Annotated in this window: 15 protein-coding genes and 1 other RNA gene; 9 read left to right on the top strand and 7 right to left on the bottom strand. The window is 72.3% G+C overall.

The genetic code is table 11. The features are described from left to right. Positions 1 to 61 precede the first annotated feature (61 nt). From AC3EUV_RS14525 to AC3EUV_RS14545, 5 genes are all read right to left on the bottom strand, one after another. The gene (locus AC3EUV_RS14525; RefSeq protein WP_432140921.1) at positions 62 to 1,021 is read right to left on the bottom strand and encodes a class I SAM-dependent methyltransferase; all 960 of its coding nucleotides are present in this window, start codon (positions 1,019 to 1,021) and stop codon (positions 62 to 64) included. 389 nt (positions 1,022 to 1,410) lie between these two features. Then, positions 1,411 to 2,322: a carbohydrate ABC transporter permease gene (locus AC3EUV_RS14530; RefSeq protein ID WP_435603072.1), complete on the bottom strand. Its 912-nt coding sequence runs from the start codon at positions 2,320 to 2,322 to the stop codon at positions 1,411 to 1,413. Further along, the gene (locus tag AC3EUV_RS14535; RefSeq protein ID WP_435603073.1) at positions 2,319 to 3,686 is read right to left on the bottom strand and encodes a carbohydrate ABC transporter permease; all 1,368 of its coding nucleotides are present in this window, start codon (positions 3,684 to 3,686) and stop codon (positions 2,319 to 2,321) included. The genes AC3EUV_RS14530 and AC3EUV_RS14535 overlap by 4 nt, the downstream gene beginning before the upstream one ends. 119 nt (positions 3,687 to 3,805) lie before the next feature. Then, positions 3,806 to 4,981, bottom strand: a complete 1,176-nt coding sequence (locus AC3EUV_RS14540) for an ABC transporter substrate-binding protein (RefSeq protein ID WP_432140957.1) — start codon at positions 4,979 to 4,981, stop codon at positions 3,806 to 3,808. An 866-nt stretch (positions 4,982 to 5,847) separates the two neighbouring features. Continuing rightward, positions 5,848 to 9,543, bottom strand: coding sequence for an FtsK/SpoIIIE domain-containing protein (locus tag AC3EUV_RS14545; RefSeq protein ID WP_435603162.1), 3,696 nt, complete (start codon positions 9,541 to 9,543; stop codon positions 5,848 to 5,850). Between the two features lie 513 nt (positions 9,544 to 10,056). Between AC3EUV_RS14545 and AC3EUV_RS14550 the strand changes: the two genes are divergently transcribed. The 4 genes from AC3EUV_RS14550 to AC3EUV_RS14565 all read left to right on the top strand — a co-directional run bounded on the left by AC3EUV_RS14550 (position 10,057) and on the right by AC3EUV_RS14565 (position 15,663). Next, positions 10,057 to 11,700 (top strand): serine/threonine-protein kinase, encoded by a 1,644-nt coding sequence (locus AC3EUV_RS14550; protein ID WP_435603074.1) that lies wholly within the window; start codon positions 10,057 to 10,059, stop codon positions 11,698 to 11,700. A gap of 239 nt (positions 11,701 to 11,939) precedes the next feature. Next, the gene (locus AC3EUV_RS14555) at positions 11,940 to 13,208 is read left to right on the top strand and encodes a serine/threonine-protein kinase (protein WP_435603075.1); all 1,269 of its coding nucleotides are present in this window, start codon (positions 11,940 to 11,942) and stop codon (positions 13,206 to 13,208) included. A gap of 168 nt (positions 13,209 to 13,376) precedes the next feature. Beyond that, the gene (prfB, locus tag AC3EUV_RS14560; RefSeq protein WP_327226332.1) at positions 13,377 to 14,483 is read left to right on the top strand and encodes a peptide chain release factor 2; all 1,107 of its coding nucleotides are present in this window, start codon (positions 13,377 to 13,379) and stop codon (positions 14,481 to 14,483) included. Positions 14,484 to 14,805: 322 nt separating this feature from the next. Continuing rightward, positions 14,806 to 15,663: a hypothetical protein gene (locus AC3EUV_RS14565; RefSeq protein ID WP_435603076.1), complete on the top strand. Its 858-nt coding sequence runs from the start codon at positions 14,806 to 14,808 to the stop codon at positions 15,661 to 15,663. A 100-nt stretch (positions 15,664 to 15,763) separates the two neighbouring features. On the opposite strand, the gene AC3EUV_RS14570 is transcribed toward AC3EUV_RS14565, so the two are convergent. After that, entirely contained in the window at positions 15,764 to 15,958 is a 195-nt protein-coding gene (locus AC3EUV_RS14570; protein WP_042155281.1) for a hypothetical protein, read from the bottom strand. Between the two features lie 250 nt (positions 15,959 to 16,208). Here AC3EUV_RS14570 and ftsE point away from each other — a divergent pair, with 250 nt between their 5' ends. The 5 genes from ftsE to ssrA all read left to right on the top strand — a co-directional run bounded on the left by ftsE (position 16,209) and on the right by ssrA (position 20,138). Next, positions 16,209 to 16,898: a cell division ATP-binding protein FtsE gene (gene ftsE, locus AC3EUV_RS14575; protein ID WP_006605294.1), complete on the top strand. Its 690-nt coding sequence runs from the start codon at positions 16,209 to 16,211 to the stop codon at positions 16,896 to 16,898. A 32-nt stretch (positions 16,899 to 16,930) separates the two neighbouring features. Then, complete coding sequence (gene ftsX, locus AC3EUV_RS14580; RefSeq protein ID WP_398836082.1) at positions 16,931 to 17,842, top strand: permease-like cell division protein FtsX; 912 nt, start codon at positions 16,931 to 16,933, stop codon at positions 17,840 to 17,842. 67 nt (positions 17,843 to 17,909) lie between these two features. Further along, complete coding sequence (locus AC3EUV_RS14585; protein ID WP_435603077.1) at positions 17,910 to 19,127, top strand: S41 family peptidase; 1,218 nt, start codon at positions 17,910 to 17,912, stop codon at positions 19,125 to 19,127. An 18-nt stretch (positions 19,128 to 19,145) separates the two neighbouring features. Continuing rightward, positions 19,146 to 19,643: an SsrA-binding protein SmpB gene (smpB, locus tag AC3EUV_RS14590; RefSeq protein ID WP_018091245.1), complete on the top strand. Its 498-nt coding sequence runs from the start codon at positions 19,146 to 19,148 to the stop codon at positions 19,641 to 19,643. 125 nt (positions 19,644 to 19,768) lie between these two features. Beyond that, positions 19,769 to 20,138: a transfer-messenger RNA gene (gene ssrA / locus AC3EUV_RS14595) on the top strand. Positions 20,139 to 20,270: 132 nt separating this feature from the next. Here ssrA and AC3EUV_RS14600 read toward each other — a convergent pair. Next, entirely contained in the window at positions 20,271 to 21,623 is a 1,353-nt protein-coding gene (locus tag AC3EUV_RS14600; RefSeq protein ID WP_435603078.1) for an MFS transporter, read from the bottom strand. Between the last annotated feature and the right edge of the window lie 29 nt (positions 21,624 to 21,652).

Raw genomic sequence — 21,652 nt, forward strand, 5'->3', positions numbered from 1 at the left:
GGGGGGGGGGGGGGGGGGGCGGCGCCCCCCCCCCCCCCCCCCCCCCCCCCCCCCGGCGCGGTCAGTGCGTACGGGCGCGCTTGCGGGCCCTCGCGACCGCCCGGGTGAGGACCGGCGGCAGGATGTCCAGGGCGAGCCTGCGCGCCATGCGGCGGGCCGGGAACGGCGCGCGCGGGCCCGGACGGGCCGCGGAGGCCTCCGGCGCCCGGGCCTCGGCCGGCCGCCGCGGGGCGGGGACGCCCGAGGACCGGTGCCGGGACACCGGGTGGGCGGGCTCCTTGGCGCCCTTGGCGCTCAGCCGGACCAGCGGGGCATCGTTGACGTCCTGCACCTCGTGCCAGATGTCGCCGCGGTCCTTGATCCACTCGATCAGGGCCTGCTGGAGCGGCTCGGGATCGCCCCAGGTCCCGTAGAACTTGGTGCCGGTGATGCAGACCGGGCGCAGCCCCTCATTCGCGACCGCCTGCCAGGTGGCGGCGGCCACCCCCGGACAGTGCTCGGCCCGGTAGTCGTCCATCACCACCACACCGCTGCCGGTGAGCAGCTCACGCACCGCGAGGATGTCGCCGTGCACATGCTCGTACAGATGCGAGGCGTCGATATGGGCGAAGCGCACCGAACTCTCCTCGACATGGTCACTGACGAGCGAGCTGAGACCCTGGACGATGGTGGGCAACTCCTCATGGAACGCGAGGTAGTTCGCCTCGAAGGCGCGCCGCGTCAACGTCGCGTAGGACTTCTGCATCTCCTGCGAGTTGGAGGCGTCCTCGGCGGGGGAGTCGAAGAGATCGCAGACCGTGAAGCGCTCGCCGGCCCGCTGCCGCGCACCGAGGAAAATGGCGCTCTTGCCCATGTACGCGCCCAGTTCGAGCAGATCACCCGGTTCCGCACGCTCCTTCTGGCGGGTCAGGAACCAGTCGAAAAGCAGCTGGTCCGCGGTGAAGAACCAGCCCTTGACCTCGGACAGCCGGGTGGGGCGCGGGAGTTGTGCGGCACTCTGGTCTGCGATGGGAGCAGTCATGTGCGGTCCGTCTCCAGACGGTCGGGAACGTAGGGCGTAAGACGACACGTGCGTGGGGGGGAGCTGCGATATGTGCCGGCGCTGGCTGCCGTGGATGTACCGGGGAAACGCGGGGAGAGAGCTGCGGCCTGCGGTGGTGCGTCTCTGTAGTTGTGGGCGCGTCTGAAGTTGTGGGCGCGCCCGGCGCCGGAGCCGCTGCGCGGGAGCGCGGCCCGGCAGGGGCCGGGGCGCCACGCCCCGGAGCACGGGACGTGCGGGCGCGGCTCGGGCAGTCGCCAGGACAGAGCCCGGCCGCACCGTGCGGGGCACGGCAGCGACGACATCGTAGGGGGACGAAAATGAACGGAAGATGGCGTGCAGCCCGGCGGCACCCGGCCCCCGTGCGCAGATCACTTCACCGCGCCCGCCATCACACCGGACACGAACTGGCGCTGGAAGGCGAAGAAGACGATCAGTGGCACCACCATCGACAGAAAGGCGCCGGGCGCCAGCACATCGATGTTGTTGCCGAACTGCCGCACCTCCTGCTGAAGGGCCACGGTGACCGGCGGATGCCCGCTGTCCGCGAAGATCAGCGCGATCAGCATGTCGTTCCACACCCACAGGAACTGGAAGATCGCCAGTGACGCGATCGCCGGACCGCCCAGCGGCAGCACGACCCGGGTGAACAGCCGCAGCTCGCCCGCCCCGTCCAGCCGGGCCGCCTCCAGCAGCTCCCGCGGGATCTCCGCGAAGAAATTCCGCAGCAGGAACACCGCGAACGGCAGCCCGAACGCCGTATGGAAAAGGATCACCCCGGCCGTCGTCTCGAAGAGCCCGACCGCGCCGAACAGCTTCGCCACCGGGATCAGCGCCACCTGCACGGGCACCACCAGCAGCCCGACCACGGCCAGGAACCAGCCGTCCCGGCCGGGGAAATCCATCCAGGCGAACGCGTAACCGGCCAGCGAGCCGAGGACGACGACCAGCACCGTCGCCGGCACCGTGATCGCCGCCGTGGTCAGCAGCGAACCCATCACCTTGTCGTTCGCCAGCAGTTGGCTGTAGTTGTCCCAGGTGATCTGGGCCGGCTCACTGAAGACCTGCCACCAGCCGGACCCGGCGATCCGCTGCGGACTGCGCAGCGACGACAGCAACAGCCCCACCGACGGCATCAGCCAGAACAGTGCCACCAGGACCAGGAAGACCCGCATCGCACCGCTGCCGGCCCGCGCCACCAGCCGCGCGGCGAGCGGCCGCCGGGCCCGTACGACGCCGGCGCCGGAACGCCCCGCCGGCCCGGCACCCTCCACCGTCGTCATCGGCGACGCTCCTTCCGTAGGCGCCGGAGATTGACGTACATCACCGGCAACACCAGCAACAGCAGGAACACGGCGATCGCGCTGCCCAGGCCCTCGTCGACATCCGTACCGAACGACGACTGGAAGAGCTGGAGCGCCAGCACATTCGCCGACCGGATACTGGAGCCCGGCGCGATGATGTAGACCAGATCGAAGATCTTCAGCACATTGATCATGAGCGTGACCAGCACGACGACCAGCACCGGCGCCAGCAGCGGCACCGTGATCCGGCGGAAGACCTGCCACTCACCCGCACCGTCCACCCGCGCCGCCTCCAGCAGCTCCCGCGGCACACCCGCCAGCCCCGCCGCGATCAGCACCATCGCGAAACCGGCCCACATCCACACATAGGAGCCGATGATGGCCGGGGTGACCAGCGCCGGACCGAGCCAGTCGACCCCGCGATAAGCCTCCGCGAAATCGGCCGCGGGCAGCCGCAGCCGGGCACCGTCGGCCTGCCCGGCCGGCAGCGCGAAACTGCCGTCCGCCGCCGTCGTCGCCGAGGCGACCACCCTGCCGCCCCGGACCGCCTCGACCCGCAGACCCGCCAGCGCCTTCTCGTTACCGTCGATCACATTCGGCCGGCCGCCACCGCCCCGGGTGAAGTCCAGCCACGCGGTACCGGTGACCTTCCCCGGCCGCGGCCGGGCGACGGCCGCCGGCCGCGCACCGTGCAGATCGTCCGGCCGGACGGCGACCAGCGGCAGCAGCACCGGAGAGCCCGCCCGCACGGCCGACCCGGTGGTGAAGGCGCCGCCCCCCGACGGCTTCAGGCCGGCCCGCGGCCGCGGTTTGGCACCGGGGAACGGCGCCGGGTCGGCGAACGTGTCATGCACACCCACCCACACCGCGTTGGCGACCCCCCGCTCCGGCGCCTGGTCGTACACCAGCCGGAAGATGATCCCGGCCGCCAGCATCGAGATCGCCATCGGCATGAACACGATCAGCTTGAAGGCGGTGCCCCAGCGAATCCGCTCGGTCAGCACCGCGAAGACCAGCCCCAGCACGGTCGACACCGTCGGCGCCACCACCACCCAGACGACGTTGTTCCGCAACGCCGTACGGATCCCCTCGTCCGAGAACATCGCACCGTAGTTGTCCAGCCCCACGAAGCCGTCCCCGGACGCGTCGAAAAGACTGCGGACGACGGAGAACACCACCGGGTAGCCGACCAGCGCACCGAGCAGCAACAGCGCCGGCAGCAGGAACACGGCGGCAAGCCACCGGCGGCTGCCCCGCCCCCGCCCGCGGCCCCGCCCGTGGCCCGCGCCCCCGGCTCTCCTCCGGCGCCGCTCCCCGGCCCCACTGACCTGTACGTCGCTCATCGTGACGGTCCCCCGGTCCCGCTCGACACGGACGGCGGCACATACGCAGTGCCCGGACGACTACGCGCGCTGAGTACCCGTACGACTACACGCACGACTCCCCGTACGACTGCGCGTACTCAGCGCCCGAACGACTTCGCGGCGTCCTTCTCCAGTTGCGCCTGCGTGCCCGCGATGTCCTTCGGGTTCTTCAGGAAGTCCTGAAGGTCCTTCCACTCGCCCTGACCCGGCTTCCCGCCGAACGAAGCGGGCGCCTGGTCGGACATGTCGAAACGGAAGTCATCACCCGCCGCCACCAGCGCCCTGGCGATCTCCCGCATCACCCCATCCGCATACGCCGCCGGATCGAGCTCCTTGTTGGGCGAGATGAACCCGCCCGCCTGCGCCCAGATCTTCGCGGCATCCGTCGACGCCAGGAACGTCAGCAGCGCCTGCGACGCCTTCCCGTCCTTGAGGGCCACCGCCACATCCCCGCCGGTCACCACCGGCGACTTGGCGCCCACCGCCGGGAACGGGAAGACCTTGGCGTCCGTACCGACCCTGGCCTTGGTCTGGGTGATATTGGCGGCGGCGAAATCGGCCGAGGAGACCATCGCGGCCTTGGGGGCGTCACCACCGCTGAAGGTCTGCGTCACCGACGTCGGGAAATCCGTCTGCAACGCACCGGAGTTGCCGCCCGCCAGCAGATCCTTCCGGCCGAAGAGCTGCCCGAGCGTGGTCAGCGCCTGCTTCACCGTCGGATCGGTCCACTTGATCCGGTGCTGCGCCAGCTGGTCGTACTTCCCGGGCCCCGCCTGCGAGAGATAGATGTTCTCGAACCAGTCGGTCAGCGTCCAGCCGTCCGCACCGCCCACCGACACCGGCTCCACACCCGACTCGCCGATGATTTCCGCCGCCTTGACGAACTCCGGCCAGGTCTTCGGCTCCTTGGCACCGGCATTGTCGAACGCCCGGGCGTTGTACCAGACCAACGACTTGTTACTGGCCTTGAAATAGACCCCGTACGGGGTGCCCTTGTGGGCGCCGAGATCCTGCCAGCCCTTCGCATAATTCTTCGCGAGCTGCGCCTTGGCACCCGCCCCGAGCGGCTTGAGCCACCCCTTCCCGGCGAACTCGTTGAGCACACCGACCTGTTGGAGCATCGCCACATCCGGCGGCCCACCACCGGCGATCTTGGACCCGATGAAACCGGCCATGTCGTCACCACTGGGCACGAAGTCGACCGTGGCCCCGGTCCGCTTCTCGAACTCCTCCAGCACCTTCCCGAAGTTGTCCCGCTCCGGCCCCGTCCACACGGCGGTGACCTGAAGCTTCTCCCCCTCCAACGAGGGCAGCCGCACGGTCGGCGCGGTACTTCCCCCTTTCCCGCCCCCACCCCCCTCATCCTCACCCTTCTTCCCCCCACCGCCACTCCCACATCCGGCCAGCGCAAGGGCGAGCGCGGTGATCACGGCCAACCCGGTCGCGGCCCGCCCCGTCCCGCTCGCGGCCCGCCCAGCTTTGGCCCGCCCCGCCCCGGTCGCCGCCTGCCCAGCCCCGGTCGCGGCCCGCCCAGTCGTCCGGTCAATACGGTCCAGTCGTCTGCCCATCCCCGTAGCCCCCTATCCCTGCGCGCCTGCCGTCGCCTGCCGTGCCAACTGCGCGGAACGCCGCGCCTTGTTGTGCTGCGGCGTTTCTGCATTGCGGGTGGTGTGGTGCTGTGCGGTGGTGTGGTGCGGGTGGTGGTGGTGCGGTGGTGCGGTGGTGCGGCCGCGTGGTGAGGTGCGGGTGGTGCGTCGTGCAGTGTGCCGCCGTACGCCGCGCCGTGGGACGCGTCGCGCGGTGCGCTGCGGTGCGCGTCGCACGGGAACGCCGCGGTGCGCTACGACGTGGTGCGTCGCACCGTGCGCTGCCGTGCGTCGTGCGTACGTCGAACGTTGCCGTGCCGTGCGTTCCTGCCGTGCGCCGCGGCGCACATTCCTCAGCCGTGCCGAATACGGTTCGGCCGTGCCTCATGCGGTGCCGTGCGGTGTGCGACAGTCCTACGCCCTGGCCACGGGGTCCGCAATACCGCCTTCCGCGTCAACCGGGCTTTCGTGACGGGGCTGTTATGGGTGGCGTATGCGTCCCGCCGCACCTACACGGCTCCCAGTACATCCGTGTCTCACAGCACGTCCGCGTCTCACAGCAGGGGCGGGGTGGTCGCAGCGCCCGAGGACTGGGCGGCTCGCTGTAGTGCGCTGGCGAGCAGGGCCAGATCCGTCGGGCCGTTGCCCAGCTCGCGCAGCGGGCGCCGGGCCGGCGGGTCGCCCATCCGCTGCCACTCCAGCGGGACGACCGTCGGCCGGAGGGTGGACGTACGGGGTATCCGGCCCGTGACGCGGCCCGCCTGGAACGGCGTCGAGGAACCGTCCGCCGCGCGGTACAGCCGGCCGCGGCCCGTGGGTACCGGCTCGGACGGATCGGGGGCGGCGCCCAACTGGACGCGCAGACCGGCTCGTTCGCTGGTCGCGGTCTCCGCCGTGCGGTCCGGGTGGCTGGTCGCGGCTATCAGGTGCACGCCGAGCGCCGCCCCGTCCCGGGCCACCGACTCCAGGGCGCGCACCACGGACCCGGCGGCGGGCCGGCCCGTGCTGCCCAGGGCCGGGGCGACCAGGGCGTCGAAGTCGTCGACCAGCACGAAGAGCCGGGGCATCGGTACCGCCGCATCGGGGGCGGGGGTATCGGTGGGGGCTCCGCTGGGGGTTCCGCTGCGGGGGCGGAGTCGTAGGGTGCCGGTCGTTGACGGGTCCGCCGGGGTGCCGCCTTCTTCCTCCTTGTTACGGCAACGATTACGGAGAGTGATTGGTTCCTGCTCTCCGTGACCACCCTCGGTCGAGCGTCGTGGGGAGGCGATGCGCGGCGCGGGCAGATGTTTGGTGCGCCACTCGGTGAACGGGGTGCCGGCGAGTATCTCCGCCCGGCGCTTCAGTTCCGAGGACAGGGCCTGGGCGAACTCCCGCATCCGGACCGGGTCCGAGGCGGCGAGATACGTCGTGACATGCGGCAGGTCCGTACACACCCGCAGGCCCTCGCCGCGCTCACTGCCGCCGCCGTCAACCAGCACCATCGACAGCAGATCCGGCCGGTCGGCGGCGGCGAGCGAGGCGGCCAGCGAACGCAGCAGCTCCGTCTTGCCGGTGGCCGCCGCGCCCTCCAGGAGGAGGTGCGAGCCGTCGGCGGCGAGATCGGCGCACAGCGGGCCGTGCGGCCCCGCGCCGAGGACCGCGGCGGCGCCGGGCCGGTCGGTGTCCAGGGCGGCGGCCCAACGGGCCATCAAAGACGCCGGGGTGGCGCGGGCCAGCCCCAACTCGTCCAGCAGCCGCGCCGAATCGGGCAGCGGGACGGCCGCCCGCGCCGCCGCGCCGCCCCCGGCCGCCGTGGCCGTCCCATCGGTCTCGCGCAGCGGCGCCAGCGCCCGGGCGAAGCGTTCGGCCCAGGCGCCGGAGACCGCGTCCACCGTCGCGACGGTGCCGTTGGGGCCCGAGCCCGGCTGGACGACGCGCAGCGCCGTGGCGACATCGCCGCCGAGCACCGCGACCGCCCCGCACTCCCCGAAGGCGGGCGACGCCGTCCGGGCCGCTTCGTACGTCGCCGCCAATGGGAAAGCGGGGGAGGAGGCCGGGGTCTCGGCCAGGCACAGCAGATGGATACCGGCCGCCGCCCCGGCCGCAGCGAGCCGGGCGGTGGTCTCGCGCAGTGCGGAGGTGCCGGGGTCGCCGTCCACGACCACGAGGGTGTACGGGCCCTGGTGGCGGGCCGCGGCGGCGGCGATCTCCGCCCGCTCGGCGTCGGCCCAGCCGGGGCCCAGTGGGCTGTCGTCGAGCCGGCGCACCAGCTCCGACGTGCGCGCCACGGCCTGGTCGTTGTCGTACGCGAGCAACAGCCGGCAGTCCTGGCCACGCTCCGGACGGACCTGCGGCAGCCAGCCGAGCCAGGACCAGTCCGCCACCCGCTCCTCGGCCGGGCGCGCACGGTCCGTGCTGATCAGCACGATGTCGAGGGTGCCGGGGGAGTGCAGGGCGGCGAGCTGGGCGAGGGCGCAGCGGGCCAGTCCGGTCAGCCGCGCCCGCGGTCCGGCGAGGCCGAGGGAGCCCGCCCGGCGCAGCTCGACGGTGACCGGCAGCGCGGCCCGGCCGCCGCGCCGGGCGGCCGTCCCCAGCCGGACGGTCAGCGCGTCGGGGTGGTTCGGGCCGCGCTCCCAGAGCCGTGGCCCCGGGCCCAGCGCGGTGAGCAGGATCGCGGCGGCGTCCGGCCAGCGTTCCTCGGCGGCGGGCCCGGCGAGCGCCTCCGCGTTGGGGGCGGTGTCCAGGGCGTCCGTGTCGGCGGCCCTGGCAGCACCTACTGATTCGTACGCCGCCGGGCGGCCCTCGTCCGGCTGCTCCACGGTGGGCCGGCCGCCCGTCAGCCGCCGCGCCCAGGCCCCGATACCGCCGCGCCGCCCGCCTTTACGGGGGCTCTCGTCGGCCGGTGCCAAAGACTGTTGCCCGCCGTGCGTCCGCTGCTGGCCGCTGGCAGGTCCGAAGCCGTCGGCAGGCTGCCGGACGCCGGGCCCCCAGCCGGCTGACGGGCTGCCGTCGTCGGTGGTGCGGTCGTAGACGTGGCCGGTGGAGGTGTCCGGGAACGGGGGGCCGGCCGGGCGGGGGCCGTCGGAGCCGGGGGCCGGTGCGCCGTATCCGGCCGGGTTGCCGTATCCGGACGGGGTGCCGCGCAGGGGTGTGTCCCGGCGGCCTGGTGTGTCCTGGTGGCCCGGCATGTCCCGGCGGCCCGGCGCGTCCGGAGCCTGCGAGGTCGCTGCCGGTGCGTGTGCGGATCCGGCCGATCTGTGTGCGGACTGGGCCGGTCCGTATGCGGCTCCGCCCGGTGCCTGCGCGGCGCCCGATGCATATGCGGACGCGCCCGCCGCCCGCCCGGCCCCGCCCGACGGATGCCCGGATCCACCCGACATCTGCCCAGCGTCACCCGCTACCCGCCCGCCCGGCGCACCCCCAACCGGACCAGCCGCCCCGCCCGTCACCCGCTCATACGACCCGGCTCCGGCCCCGGCATACGCGTCGCCCCCCGTATACGCCCCGCCCACAGCCGCAGTGGCCCCATGCGGACCAGCCGCCCCGTACTCCGTAGCCCGGCCCGCCACGACCGTTCCCGCGGTTCCCGCCGTTCCGACGGCCCCCGGTGTGATCCGCAGATGCCCCTCACCATCCGGTGCGGTCGGCAGGGCGGGGTCCGGGGTGCCGGGGGCGGACTGGAGGCGCAGGGCGGATTCGCCGAGGCGGAGGAGGGCGCCGGGAGGCAGGGGTGCGGGATGTTCGTCGAGGTCGGTGCCGTCCACGGCGGTGCCGTTGGTGGAGCGGAGGTCGGCGACGGAGACCGAGCCGTCCGGTTCGACCGTCACGGTGCAGTGCAACCGGGAGACATCGGGGTCGTCGAGGGGGACGTCGGCGTCGGCGGAGCGGCCGATGCGGATCTGGCCGCCGTGCAGCAGATGGACGCCGCCGGCATCGGGTCCGGAGACGACGCGGAGCCGCGCGGAGCCGCGCGGCAGGCCGTGGGCCGGCGCGGGGCCGGGGTTCTGGACGGAGAGCACCGCGCCGTCGATCAGCGGGGGCTCGCCGATGGCCGCGCGCTGTGGATCGAGACGTTCGGATCCGGCGTACAGGACGACGGGGCCGCTGCTGCCGCCCGCGCCGCCGACATCCGCGCCCGAGCCGGCCACGGAGGCGGCGAGTGAGCCGGCCACTGCCGCCAGCGCGGTCCCGCCAGGGGCCGTGACCAGCACATCGCAGGCCCGGGTGGTGTGGCCGCTGCGCGGCCCGAGGACGGTCAGCCGGATCTGCATCGCCGTCAACGGTCCCTTCTGCCAAGGTCCGGCAGGGGGCCCGCTCGCTCCCCCACCGCACCCGGGCACATCGGCACGTACAAGTCCCAAGTGCACGTCGCGACAAGGGCCGTGCACCCCCACCGCATCGTGCTGGTTGCATCCTCGCACCTGCCACTGACAACGCGCCCGCCGACCGCCGTTCAGCGATCTTGATTGGTCTTCTAAGGGCGAAAAAGTGCCTGCTTGCGCGCGGTGCCCGGCCGGATTTCGACCGCCGTGGTCAGCTCGGAAGGTCTCCGGCCGGGCCGCGCGCGGGCACCGTCCGCACCGTCCGGGGCGGCAGACGGCCCTCCCGGGGGCAGCAGGCAACCATCCGTCCCGAACCCGCGTCTTTCCCATAAGCCCGCCCTGGGCCGCCGGACCGAAAAGAGTGTGCGACGGCACTACAGTGGGTCGGACGGGCCGCGCGGAGATGATCAGCTGACCCAGCGGGCCGGGCAAGGGATCCACCACGACCAGGGAGCGCATGACGTGCGGCCGGTAGGCAGCAAGTACCTGCTCGAGGAGCCGCTGGGACGCGGCGCCACGGGCACCGTCTGGCGTGCCCGCCAGCGGGAGACGGCGGGCGCCGAGGCCGCCGTGGCAGGAGAGCCCGGTGAGACCGTCGCGATCAAGGTCCTCAAGGAGGAGCTGGCGCACGACGCGGACGTGGTGATGCGCTTCCTGCGGGAGCGCTCCGTCCTGCTGCGGCTCACCCACCCGAACATCGTCCGCACCCGCGACCTGGTCGTCGAGGGCGATCTGCTCGCGCTGGTCATGGATCTGGTCGACGGCCCCGACCTGCACCGCTATCTGCGCGACAACGGGCCCTTCAGCCCGGTGGCCGCCGCGCTGCTCACCGCCCAGATCGCCGATGCGCTGGCCGCCAGCCACGCCGACGGTGTCGTCCACCGCGACCTCAAGCCCGCCAACGTCCTGCTGGCCGGTTCGGACGGCAGCAGCGAGATGCACCCGATGCTGACCGACTTCGGCATCGCCCGTCTCGCCGACTCCCCGGGCCTGACCCGCACCCACGAGTTCGTCGGCACGCCCGCCTATGTGGCGCCGGAGTCCGCCGAGGGCCGCCCGCAGACCTCCGCCGTGGACATCTACGGCGCCGGCATCCTGCTGTACGAGCTGGTCACCGGCCGTCCCCCGTTCGCCGGGGCGACCGCCCTGGAGGTGCTGCACCGGCACCTCAGCGAGGAGCCGCAGCGCCCCGGCACGCTCCCCGAGCCGTTGTGGACGGTCATCGAGCGCTGTCTGCGCAAGCGGCCCGAGGAGCGGCCGAGCGCCGAGAACCTCGCCCGTGCGCTGCGCACCGTCGCGGCCGGCATCGGCGTGCACGCCCGGCCCGCCGAGGCCGAGGCGGCGCTCGGGGTGGCCGCGCTGCTCGCCCCCGACCCCGCGCCCGCCACGGTCCCCGGGACGGGCGGCGACGGCCAGGGCGGCGGCGACGCCGACCCCACCCAGGTGCTCCCGTCGGGCGCCGGTTCGTACGACCCGGCCGCGGCGACCAGCGTGCTGCCCTCCACGGGCGGCCCGGGTGCGCAGGGCGATCCGACGCGGGCGATGCCGCCGATGCCCATGGGCGCACCGGCCGGCGGGCCGCAGGAGCCCGACGGGCCGCACCCGTGGGAGTCCCAGCTGCGCGCCGCCCGTGACCGCAATGACCAGACCCAGGTGCAGTACCTGGACCCCAGTGAGGACCCGCTGCGCCGCCGTCCGCAGCGGCAGGCCGCCCCGCAGCGGCCGCCGCAGCGCCCGCAGCAGCCCCAGTACCGGCAGCAGCCCGCTCCGGTGCCGTACGCCCAGCAGGCGCCGCAGCAGCAGCCGCCGGCCCCGCAGCGGCGCCGGGAGCCGCCGCCGCAGCGCTACGAGCCGCAGCGGCCGCCCGCGCCGGAGCCGAGGCCCCGGCGCGAGCCCCGTCAGCGCAGCGCCAACCCGATGAAGATCCCGGGCCTGGGCTGCCTCAAGGGCTGTCTGTTCACGCTGATACTCCTGTTCGTGGCGGCCTGGCTCATCTGGGAGCTGACCCCGCTCCAGGAGTGGATCGGCACGACCAGGGGCTTCTTCTCCCAGGTCGGGCACGTCTTCAACGAAGTGCAGGGGTTCGTCGAGAAAATCGGCCGCTGACCGCCCGCCGCCCGCGCGCTCCCCGGAGCCCGCGGGCGGTGCGCTGTCGTGGGCGGTGCCGGTCCGCGGAGGCGCCGTAAGACCCACCCAGTGGATTTGTCGACTTCCGGCGGAGAATTTCGCTCACAGAAGTGAAGGTTGCCACCGTCCGGGGCATTGAACCCCCTGGCACCCGCGTAGCTTTGACGCCAACCTCAGCCCCCGCAGGACGCTCGGGGGCCCGACACGTCGGAGCAGTCTTGGCACGGAAGATCGGCAGCCGGTACACCGCCCACCAGATCCTGGGGCGCGGCAGTGCGGGCACGGTATGGCTGGGCGAGGGTCCCGAAGGGGCCGTGGCCATCAAGCTGTTGCGTGAGGAGCTAGCCTCCGACCAGGAGCTCGTCGGCCGCTTCGTGCAGGAGCGGGCGGCGCTGCTGGGCCTGGACCATCCCCATGTCGTCGGCGTCCGTGATCTCGTCGTCGACGGCAATGACCTGGCGCTGGTCATGGAGCTCGTACGGGGCACCGATCTGCGCACCCGTCTGGAGCGCGAACGCCGGCTGGCCCCGGAGGCCGCCGTCGCGATCGCCGCCGATGTGGCCGACGGGCTCGCCGCCGCGCACGCCGCCCGGATCGTGCACCGCGACGTCAAGCCCGAGAACGTCCTGCTGAACATGCAGGGCCCGCTCGGCCCCGGTGGCGCGCACCCCGCGCTGCTCACCGACTTCGGTATCGCCCGGCTCGTCGACTCCCCGCGCCGGACCAGGGCGACCAAGGTCATCGGTACCCCCGACTACCTCGCCCCGGAGATCATCGAGGGCCTGCCGCCGCGGGCCTCCGTGGACGTCTACGCGCTGGCGACCGTCCTGTACGAGCTGCTCGCCGGGTTCACGCCCTTCGGGGGCGGACACCCCGGCGCGGTGCTGCGCCGCCACGTGACCGAGAGCGTGGCGCCGCTGCCCGGTATCCCCGACGAGCTGTGGCAGCTGCTGCTCCAGTGCCTGGCCAAGGCGCCGGCCTCCCGGCTGCGCGCCCCGGAGCTCGCCGCCCGGCTGCGCGAGCTGCTGCCCGGCCTGGCGGGCATGCCGCCGCTGGACATCGACGAGCCGGACGACGAGGACCCGGAGGGCGAGCAGGAGGCCACCGGCTCCCGTGAGGAGGCGTACTACCCGTCGGCGGCACCGGCCGAGGCGACCCCGCCGCGCGGCGCGGTCCCGTTGGTCCAGGGCGCGGTCCCCGACTCCAACCGGGAGACGCACACCAGCATGCGGGTCCCGGGCCCGGACGAGCTGGCGGGCGGCGCGCACGGCACCGCCCGGGCCCCGCGCGCCGCCGGTGAGCGCCGGGCGGGCTCGGCCCGGCACCGTGCGGCGCCGGAGGCGCTGCGGCGCCGCCGGATCAAGCTGGGCGCGGCCGCCGCCGCGGCGCTGGTGGCGGCCGGTCTGGGCGGCTGGCTGGTCTCGGGCGACGACGAGCCGGACGGCGCCACACCGGGCGTCCACCAGTCGGAACCCGACACTCCGTAGTGCTCCCCGGGCCCGCGGCGGCCGCGCCGGGCCCCGGCGGTGACCGGGGCGAGGACCGGCGCGGTGACCGGCATCCGGGCCGTCGTGGGCCCGGTGGCGGCGGCTCCGGGCGGTTCCGGCCTGCCGGGGCCGGGTCACGCTGACGGTGGCAGCCGTTAGGCTGGGTGCGTGGCAGTCGTCGATGTATCCGAAGAGCTGAAGTCCCTCTCCTCGACCATGGGGTCGATCGAGGCCGTCCTGGACCTCGACAAGATGAGGGCCGATGTCGCCGTGCTCGAGGAGCAGGCCGCGGCGCCGTCCCTGTGGGACGACCCGGAGAACGCACAGAAGATCACCAGCCGGCTGTCCTACCTCCAGGGCCAGCTGCGCAAGGCCGAGGACCTGCGCGGCCGGGTCGACGACCTCGAGGTGCTCTTCGAGCTCGCCGAGGCCGAGGGCGACGAGGACGCCCGGGCCGAGGCCGAGGACGAGCTGACCGCCGTCCGCAAGGCGGTCGACGAGCTGGAGGTCCGCACCCTCCTGTCCGGCGAGTACGACTCCCGTGAGGCGGTCGTCAACATCCGCGCCGAGGCCGGTGGCGTCGACGCCGCCGACTTCGCCGAGAAGCTCCAGCGGATGTATCTGCGCTGGGCCGAGCGGCACGGCTACAAGACCGAGCTCTACGAGACCTCGTACGCGGAAGAGGCCGGCATCAAGTCGACCACCTTCGCCGTGCAGGTGCCGTACGCCTACGGCACGCTCTCCGTGGAGCAGGGCACGCACCGCCTGGTGCGCATCTCGCCGTTCGACAACCAGGGCCGCCGCCAGACGTCGTTCGCCGGTGTCGAGGTGCTCCCGGTCGTCGAGAAGACCGACCACATCGAGATCGACGAGTCCGATCTGCGGATCGATGTGTACCGCTCCTCGGGCCCCGGCGGCCAGGGCGTCAACACCACCGACTCCGCGGTCCGGCTGACGCACCTCCCGACCGGCATCGTCGTCTCCTGTCAGAACGAGCGCTCGCAGATCCAGAACAAGGCGTCCGCGATGAACGTCCTCCAGGCCAAGCTCCTTGAGCGCCGCCGCCAGGAGGAGCAGGCCAAGATGGACGCGCTCAAGGGCGACGGCGGCAATTCCTGGGGCAACCAGATGCGTTCGTACGTCCTGCACCCGTACCAGATGGTCAAGGACCTGCGGACGGAGTTCGAGGTCGGCAACCCGACCGGTGTGCTCGACGGCGACATCGACGGCTTCCTGGAGGCCGGAATCCGCTGGCGCAAGCAGCAGGAGAAGTAGCGGTCCGCCCCGCCTGAAGGTGAAACAACTGCCTCCCTCGGGGAGGCAGTTGTTTTTGCTGTGGGGGTTTGGTCACAGTCGTATGTCCATGTACCGCCCAACACTTGGTAATTCGGGCATCCGGCCTTTAATCGACCTTGACGTTAGTCATGGAACTGGGAAGGCTGAGCGCGGCATGCGTATGTCTGGGGCGCGTGCAGTAACGGGGATGGGGGCGGATCGCCCCGCGGCGCGGAGCGGAAACTCGCGTACCCCGGCATTGGCCCGTCGCCCCGTTCAGCGGTGCTCCAATGACGAGTTCAGCTACTGGGGGTAGCAGTACATGACGAAGAAGACGCGGCTGCGCGTAGCGCGCATTGCGGCCGGTGCGGTGATTGCGGCCGGTGCGTCGCTCACCGCCGCCGGCGCTGCTTCCGCGGCCAGCCCGGGTGAGACCCCGGGCCAGGACGGCGGGATCATCGGCGGCATCATCGGCGGGATCATCGGCGGCGGCGACGGCGACGGCGGTGGCGAGACCACCGGCAGCACCGACGGTGGCGAGACCGCCGGCCAGGTCGGCGGCGAGGACAGCTCCGGCGGCGAGATCGGCGGTGAGGACAGCTCCGGCGGCATCGGCGGTGAGGACACCGGCGGTATCGGTGGCGAGGACGGCACCATCGGCGGTGAGGACACCGGCGGCACCGGCACGGACGGCAGCACCGGCACCACCGGTGACCAGAACACCGGCGGCACCGGCACCGACGGCAGCACCGGCACCACCGGTGACCAGAACACCGGCGGCACCGGCAACTCCGGCAGCACCGGCAACTCCGGTGGCAACGGCAACTCCGGCGGCACCGGCACCGACGGCGGCACCGGCACCACCGGTGACCAGAACACCGGCGGCACCGGCAACTCCGGCAGCACCGGCGACGGTGGCGCCTCCATCGGTGACACCGGCACCGGCCCGGACAACGAGGGCTCCAAGCCGATCGAGCAGCCCGGCCAGGGCAAGGAGCAGATCGCTGACACCCCCGGCCAGGCCAAGCAGCAGGCCAAGGGCGGCGAGCTGGCGGAGACCGGTTCTTCCGGCACCACCGTCCTGCTCATCGGTGCGGCCACGATGATCGCCGGCGGTGTGGGCTTCCGTATGCTGCCCCGCCTGATCAACAAGAACGGCGGCGGCGCCGCGGCGGCCTGATCGCCCGCACGTCACAGCTGGAGGGGCCCGGGACGCGTCTGCGTTCCGGGCCCCTCGGCGTCCGCGCTCCCGCGTCCGCCGAGCAAGCCTGCTATCGGTCTCAGACGGCCTGGTGGAGCAGTAGGCCCACCGCGATCAGCAGGATCATCAGCGCCACCAGCATCGCGGGGCTGAGCTGGGCGAACAGTCCGCCCGCCTGCTGCTGGAGCCGTTCCCTGCTGGCCCGGCACACGGGGCAGCGGCCCTCGCTCACAGGGGCCGCGCAATTGGCGCACACCAGTCGGTCGTACGTCATGCGACCTCCTTCTCCACTGCACCAACGCGCCGGAAGGCGCATTGGTTCCCTCCTCCACTGTGCCAGCTCGCCGCCGGAACGGCGCGTCCCGCGGGATTGTGCGCCTTTTGTCCCGTAGGTGCCGTGAATAAACGCACCAACCCTCCACGCCGACTGCACCGTCCCGCGAGGTTCGCGTATGGTCACGCACACCGACGGGCGCCGCAACTCGGCAACCCGTGCCCCTATCCAGGTCGACCGTGGTGCATCTGTGATCCGATTCGACAACGTCTCCAAAACCTACCCGAAGCAGACCCGTCCCGCACTCAGGGACGTCTCGCTCGAGATCGAGCGCGGCGAGTTCGTCTTCCTGGTGGGCTCCTCGGGCTCCGGCAAATCCACCTTCCTGCGGCTGCTGCTGCGCGAGGAACGGGCCAGCCATGGCCATGTGCATGTGCTCGGCAAGGACCTCGCCAAGCTCTCCAACTGGAAGGTCCCGCAGATGCGGCGCCAGGTGGGGACGGTCTTCCAGGACTTCCGGCTGCTCCCCAACAAGACCGTGGGGGAGAACGTCGCCTTTGCCCTGGAGGTCATCGGCAAGCCGCGCGGCCAGATCCGCAAGACGGTTCCCGAGGTCCTCGAACTCGTCGGCCTCGGCGGCAAAGAGGACCGTATGCCGGGTGAGCTCTCCGGTGGTGAGCAGCAGCGCGTCGCCATCGCGCGGGCGTTCGTCAACCGCCCGATGCTGCTCATCGCGGACGAGCCCACCGGCAATCTCGACCCGCAGACCTCGGTCGGCATCATGAAGCTGCTGGACCGGATCAACCGGACCGGTACGACGGTGGTCATGGCCACCCACGACCAGCAGATCGTCGACCAGATGCGCAAGCGGGTCATGGAACTCGAGAAGGGCCGGCTCGTACGCGACCAGTCGCGCGGCGTGTACGGCTACCAGCACTAAGCGTGTACGGCCCCCAGTACTGAAAGGACGCCATGCGCGCCCAGTTCGTCCTGTCGGAGATCGGCGTCGGTCTCCGCCGAAACCTCACGATGACGTTCGCCGTCATCGTCTCCGTAGCCCTCTCGCTCGGTCTGTTCGGCGCCTCGCTGCTGATGCGCGACCAGGTCAGCACCATGAAGGGCTACTGGTACGACAAGGTCAACGTCTCCATCTTCTTCTGCAACAAGAACGACGCCGACAGCGGTGCCAACTGCGCGAAGGGCGCGGCCACCCAGCAGCAGAAGAACGACATCAAGGCCGAGCTCGACCGGCTGCCGATCGTGCAGGACGTGACCTACGAGTCCAGCGATCAGGCCTACAAGCACTACAAGGAGCAGTTCGGGGACACCCCCGTCGCCGGACTGGTGACGCCCGACCAGCTTCCGGAGTCCTACCGCGTCAAGCTCAAGGACCCCACGAAGTTCACGGTCATCAAGTCGGCGTTCTCCGAGCGGCCCGGCGTCATGGAGGTGCAGGACCAACGGGACACCGTTGAGCCGCTGTTCAACCTCCTCAACGGCATGAATATCGCCGCGCTGGTCGTGATGGGGCTGATGCTGGTCGTTGCGCTGATGCTGATCGTCAACACCGTCCGGGTGTCGGCGTTCAGCAGGCGGCGGGAGACCGGGATCATGCGGCTGGTGGGAGCGTCCAGCTTCTACATCCAGATGCCGTTCATCCTGGAGGCGGCCATCGCGGGCCTGCTCGGCGCCGCGTTCGCCTGTGTGCTGATCGTCGGCGGCAAGTACATCCTCGTCAACAACTGGCTGGCGAAGAAGATCCAGGTGATCAACTTCATCGGCTGGGACTCGGTGGTGACGGTCCTCCCGCTGGTCCTTCTGATCGGGCTGCTGATGCCTGCGCTCGCCGCGTTCTTCGCGTTGCGCAAGTACCTCAAGGTGTGAGCTTTGCCAAGGGGCGCCGTACGGCAACTTGCCGTACGGCGCCCTTTTGTCCCCTAGACTCACCGGCATGTCGGGCCCGTGTTCGTACGACCGGCCCCGCCGCATTCGCCGCGGGGCGGCCCTGACGTTGTTCCTCGCGAGCGTCCTCGCCACCGGTGTGGTGACGGGGACGTGGAGCGATGCGGCGGAGGGTGCCGCCGGGCGCACCACCCCGGACCGGATGCCCTCCGGAGCGCACGCCCGCACCTCCGCCCTCGCGGACCGCGCCGCCGTCGAGCGGGCCGCCTCCGAGGCCGTCGAGGACGGCAAGTCCGGTGCGCAGGCCGCCGCCGAGGTCGTCAGCCGCAGCGGCGACCGCTGGTCGACGATCTACACCCCGGGCGAGTACGAGGATTTCCAGGAGCAGTTGGGCGGCGGCTATGTCGGCGTCGGGATCTGGGTACGGCCGGCCGACGGCGGCCGGATCGCGGTGTCCCGGGTCCAGCCCGGCAGCCCCGCCGCACGGGCCGGTATCGCGGTGGGTGACCGGCTGCGCGCCGTCGACGGCCGCAGCACCCGGCACGCCCCGGTCACCGAGGTCGTGGCCCGGCTGCGCGGCGCCGCCTCCGGGGGCGCCCGTGGTCCCGCCACGGCCGGCAGCCCGGTGACCCTGGACCTCCAGCGCGGCGACCGCCGCTGGACCGAGACCCTGCACCGCACCCGGCTCAGATCCCGCAATGTCGTCGTCGACCGGCCGGCCGCCGGCCACGGCCCGACCCGCGTCAGGATCGCCGCGTTCACCAAGGGCACCGGCGCCGCGGTCCGCCGGGCGGTGCGCGAGGCATCGGCGGACGACGGCATGCTGCTCGACCTGCGGGGCAACACCGGCGGCCTGGTCACCGAGGCCGTCGCCACCGCCTCCGCCTTCCTGGACGGCGGCCTGGTCGCGACCTACGACGTCCGCGGCGAGCAGCGTGCCCTGTACGCCAAGCGCGGCGGGAATACGGACCTTCCGCTGGTCGTCCTCGTCGACGGGGGCACGATGAGCGCCGCCGAGCTGCTGGCCGGCGCCCTCCAGGACCGCGGCCGGGCGGTGCTGGTCGGCTCCCCGACCTTCGGCAAGGGCGCGGTGCAGATGCCCAGCGAACTCCCGGACGGCTCGGTCGCCGAGCTGACCGTCGGCCACTACCGCACCCCGTCGGGCCGGACCGTCGACGATTCCGGCCTCACGCCCGACCTGGTCGCGGGGAGCGGTGCGGAGACTCGGGCCCGCACGGTATTGAGTGGCCTCGGGGGCGGGTCTTAGTGCGAAAATGGCCGCACTATGGCTAAGGACAAGGGCAAGGACAAGGATCCCGGGCGCAAGCTCGTGGCGCAGCACAAGAAGGCGCGGCACGACTACCACATTCTGGACACCTACGAGTGTGGTCTGGTGCTGTCCGGCACCGAGGTGAAGTCGCTGCGGCAGGGCCGGGCGTCGCTGGTGGACGGTTTCGTCCAGATCGACAACAACGAGGCCTGGCTGCACAACGTACATATTCCGGAATACGCCCAGGGGACCTGGACGAATCACAGTGCGCGGCGCAAGCGGAAGCTGCTGATGCACCGCGCCGAGATCGACAAGCTGGAGTCCAAGAGCCAGGAGTCGGGCCACACGATCGTGCCGCTCGCCCTCTATTTCAAGGACGGCCGGGCCAAGGTCGAGATCGCGCTGGCCAAGGGCAAGAAGGAGTACGACAAGCGGCAGACGCTCCGCGAGCAGCAGGACCGCCGGGAGACCGACCGGGCGATCTCCGCGGCCCGGCGGCGGCAGCGGGCCTGATCTGCCCCGATGGGCCGGTCCTGGTGGGCCTGCCGGGGAATACGCTGGCACCCGCGGGCGTTGTTCCCGTACGATGGCTGCAACACCCCACGAGGGGTGTGGGTACCACCTTGATAAATCAACATGGGGATGATCGGTTTCGACAGCGGATGTCGAAGCAGGGGAAGCGAGTCGAGGAAGCGGCAATGATCTCGTTAACCATATGTCGCAACCAATAATCGCCAATACCAAGCGCGATTCCTTCGCCCTCGCTGCCTAAGTAGCGACTTGCGAAGTGTCAGCCCGGGGCTGTTCCCGACCCGGATCCTGGCATCAGCTAGGGGACTAAACTTCTGGACCCGGTCACGGGGTGCAGAAGGAAATTAAACAGTGACTGGGCCCGTCGGAGACTTGTTCGCGTGATCTCCGGGGCCGAGAAAATCGCAGCGAACTGCACTCGGAGAAGCCCTGATTCCGCACCGTTGGACGCGGGTTCGATTCCCGCCATCTCCACCACACGGAGAGCCGGGGGGTATGCCCCCCGGACCCCGTCATCCCATGTAGGCCCAGGCCCCGTCTGTCCGTGAGGACAGCGGGGCCTGAGTCGTTTCACGAGTGGTGCGGGCGCCGGCGGCCCGGGAGGTCGTTTCACGGGCGGTGCCGACGCCGGCGGGCCGTGAGCAGGGTGACGGTGCCCGCGAGGGCGGCCGCCGCCGCGGGCACCCCGTAGGCCGCGCCCGCACCGGCCAGGTGGTCGACCGCCCAGCCGCCGCCCGCCGAGCCGGCCGCGATACCGCCGAGCAGTGCGGTCACGGCGAGGGTCATGCCCTCGTTCAGCTGCTCCGGCGGCGTCCGCGACTGGACCAGTCCCATGCCGGTGACCATGGTCGGCGCGGTGGCCATACCGGCCAGGAGGAGCGCGGTGGCCAGGGTCGCCGGGCTTCCGGCCGCCGCCGCGAGCAGCGGGAGCAGCATCAGGGCCGCCATGGCGCCGGTGCAGCGGAGGAAGCGGCGGCCGGTACGGGCCGCGGGCGGCAGCAGCCCGTAGAGCAGCCCGGCCGCGCCGGAGCCCGCCGCCTGGAGGGCCAGCAGGGCGCCCCCGGCGGAGCGGATGCCGTGGGCGTCGGCGTAGGCGAGGGTGACCACCTCCAGGGAGCCGAAGACTGCGCCGGTGCAGAGGAAGGTGAGCAGGAGGGGCGGCAGGTCCGGCAGCCGCAGCGGGGAGCGGGCCGGGGCGCCGGTCGCGGTGCGGGCGGCGGGCGGGGGTTCGGTGCGGCGCTGAGCCGCGAAGAGCAGCACCCCGGTCAGCAGCAGCGCCGCGCCCACCGCCGTGCCCGCCTCCGGGAAGAGGGTGGTGCACAGCAGCGTGGCGAGCACCGGTCCGAGCAGGAAGCACAGCTCGTCCGCGGCCTGTTCGAAGGAGTTGGCGGTGTGCCGGGCGGCCGGGTCGTCGCGGAAGAGGTGCGCCCAGCGGGCGCGGGACATACCGCCGGTGTTGGGAGTCGTCGCGGTGGCGGCGTACGAGGCGAAGAGGGTCCAGTCGGGCGCGCCGTAGTGGACGCAGAGGAGGAGGGAGAGCGAGCCGAGGGTGGCGAGCGCGGTGGCCGGGACCGTGATACGGGACTGGCCGTAGCGGTCGATCAGCCGGGCGGTCCACGGGCCGGCCAGCGCCGTCGCCGCCAGCCCGGTGGCCGTGACGGCCCCGGCCAGCGCATAGGAGCCGCGCGACCCGGCGATCATCAGGACCGCGCTGATGCTGAGCATCCCCATGGGCAGCCGGGCCAGCAGGTTGGCGGCCGTGAAGGCGCGGCTGCCGGGGACGGCGAAGATCCGCCGGTAGGGCGCGAACGGGCGGAGGAGGGCGAAGGGGCGGAAGCGTGCGAACGGGCGGAAGCGTGCGCGGCGGCGCGGGGCCGGGGGGACGGGAGGGGCCGGGCGTACGGGCGAGGTCCGGCGTACGGGAGGGGCGGTGACCGGCCGGGCGGCGAGGAAGAGGATCATGCCGTCTACGGTCGCCGCCGCATCCCTCG

The sequence above is a fragment of the Streptomyces sp. bgisy130 genome (assembly GCF_057708345.1).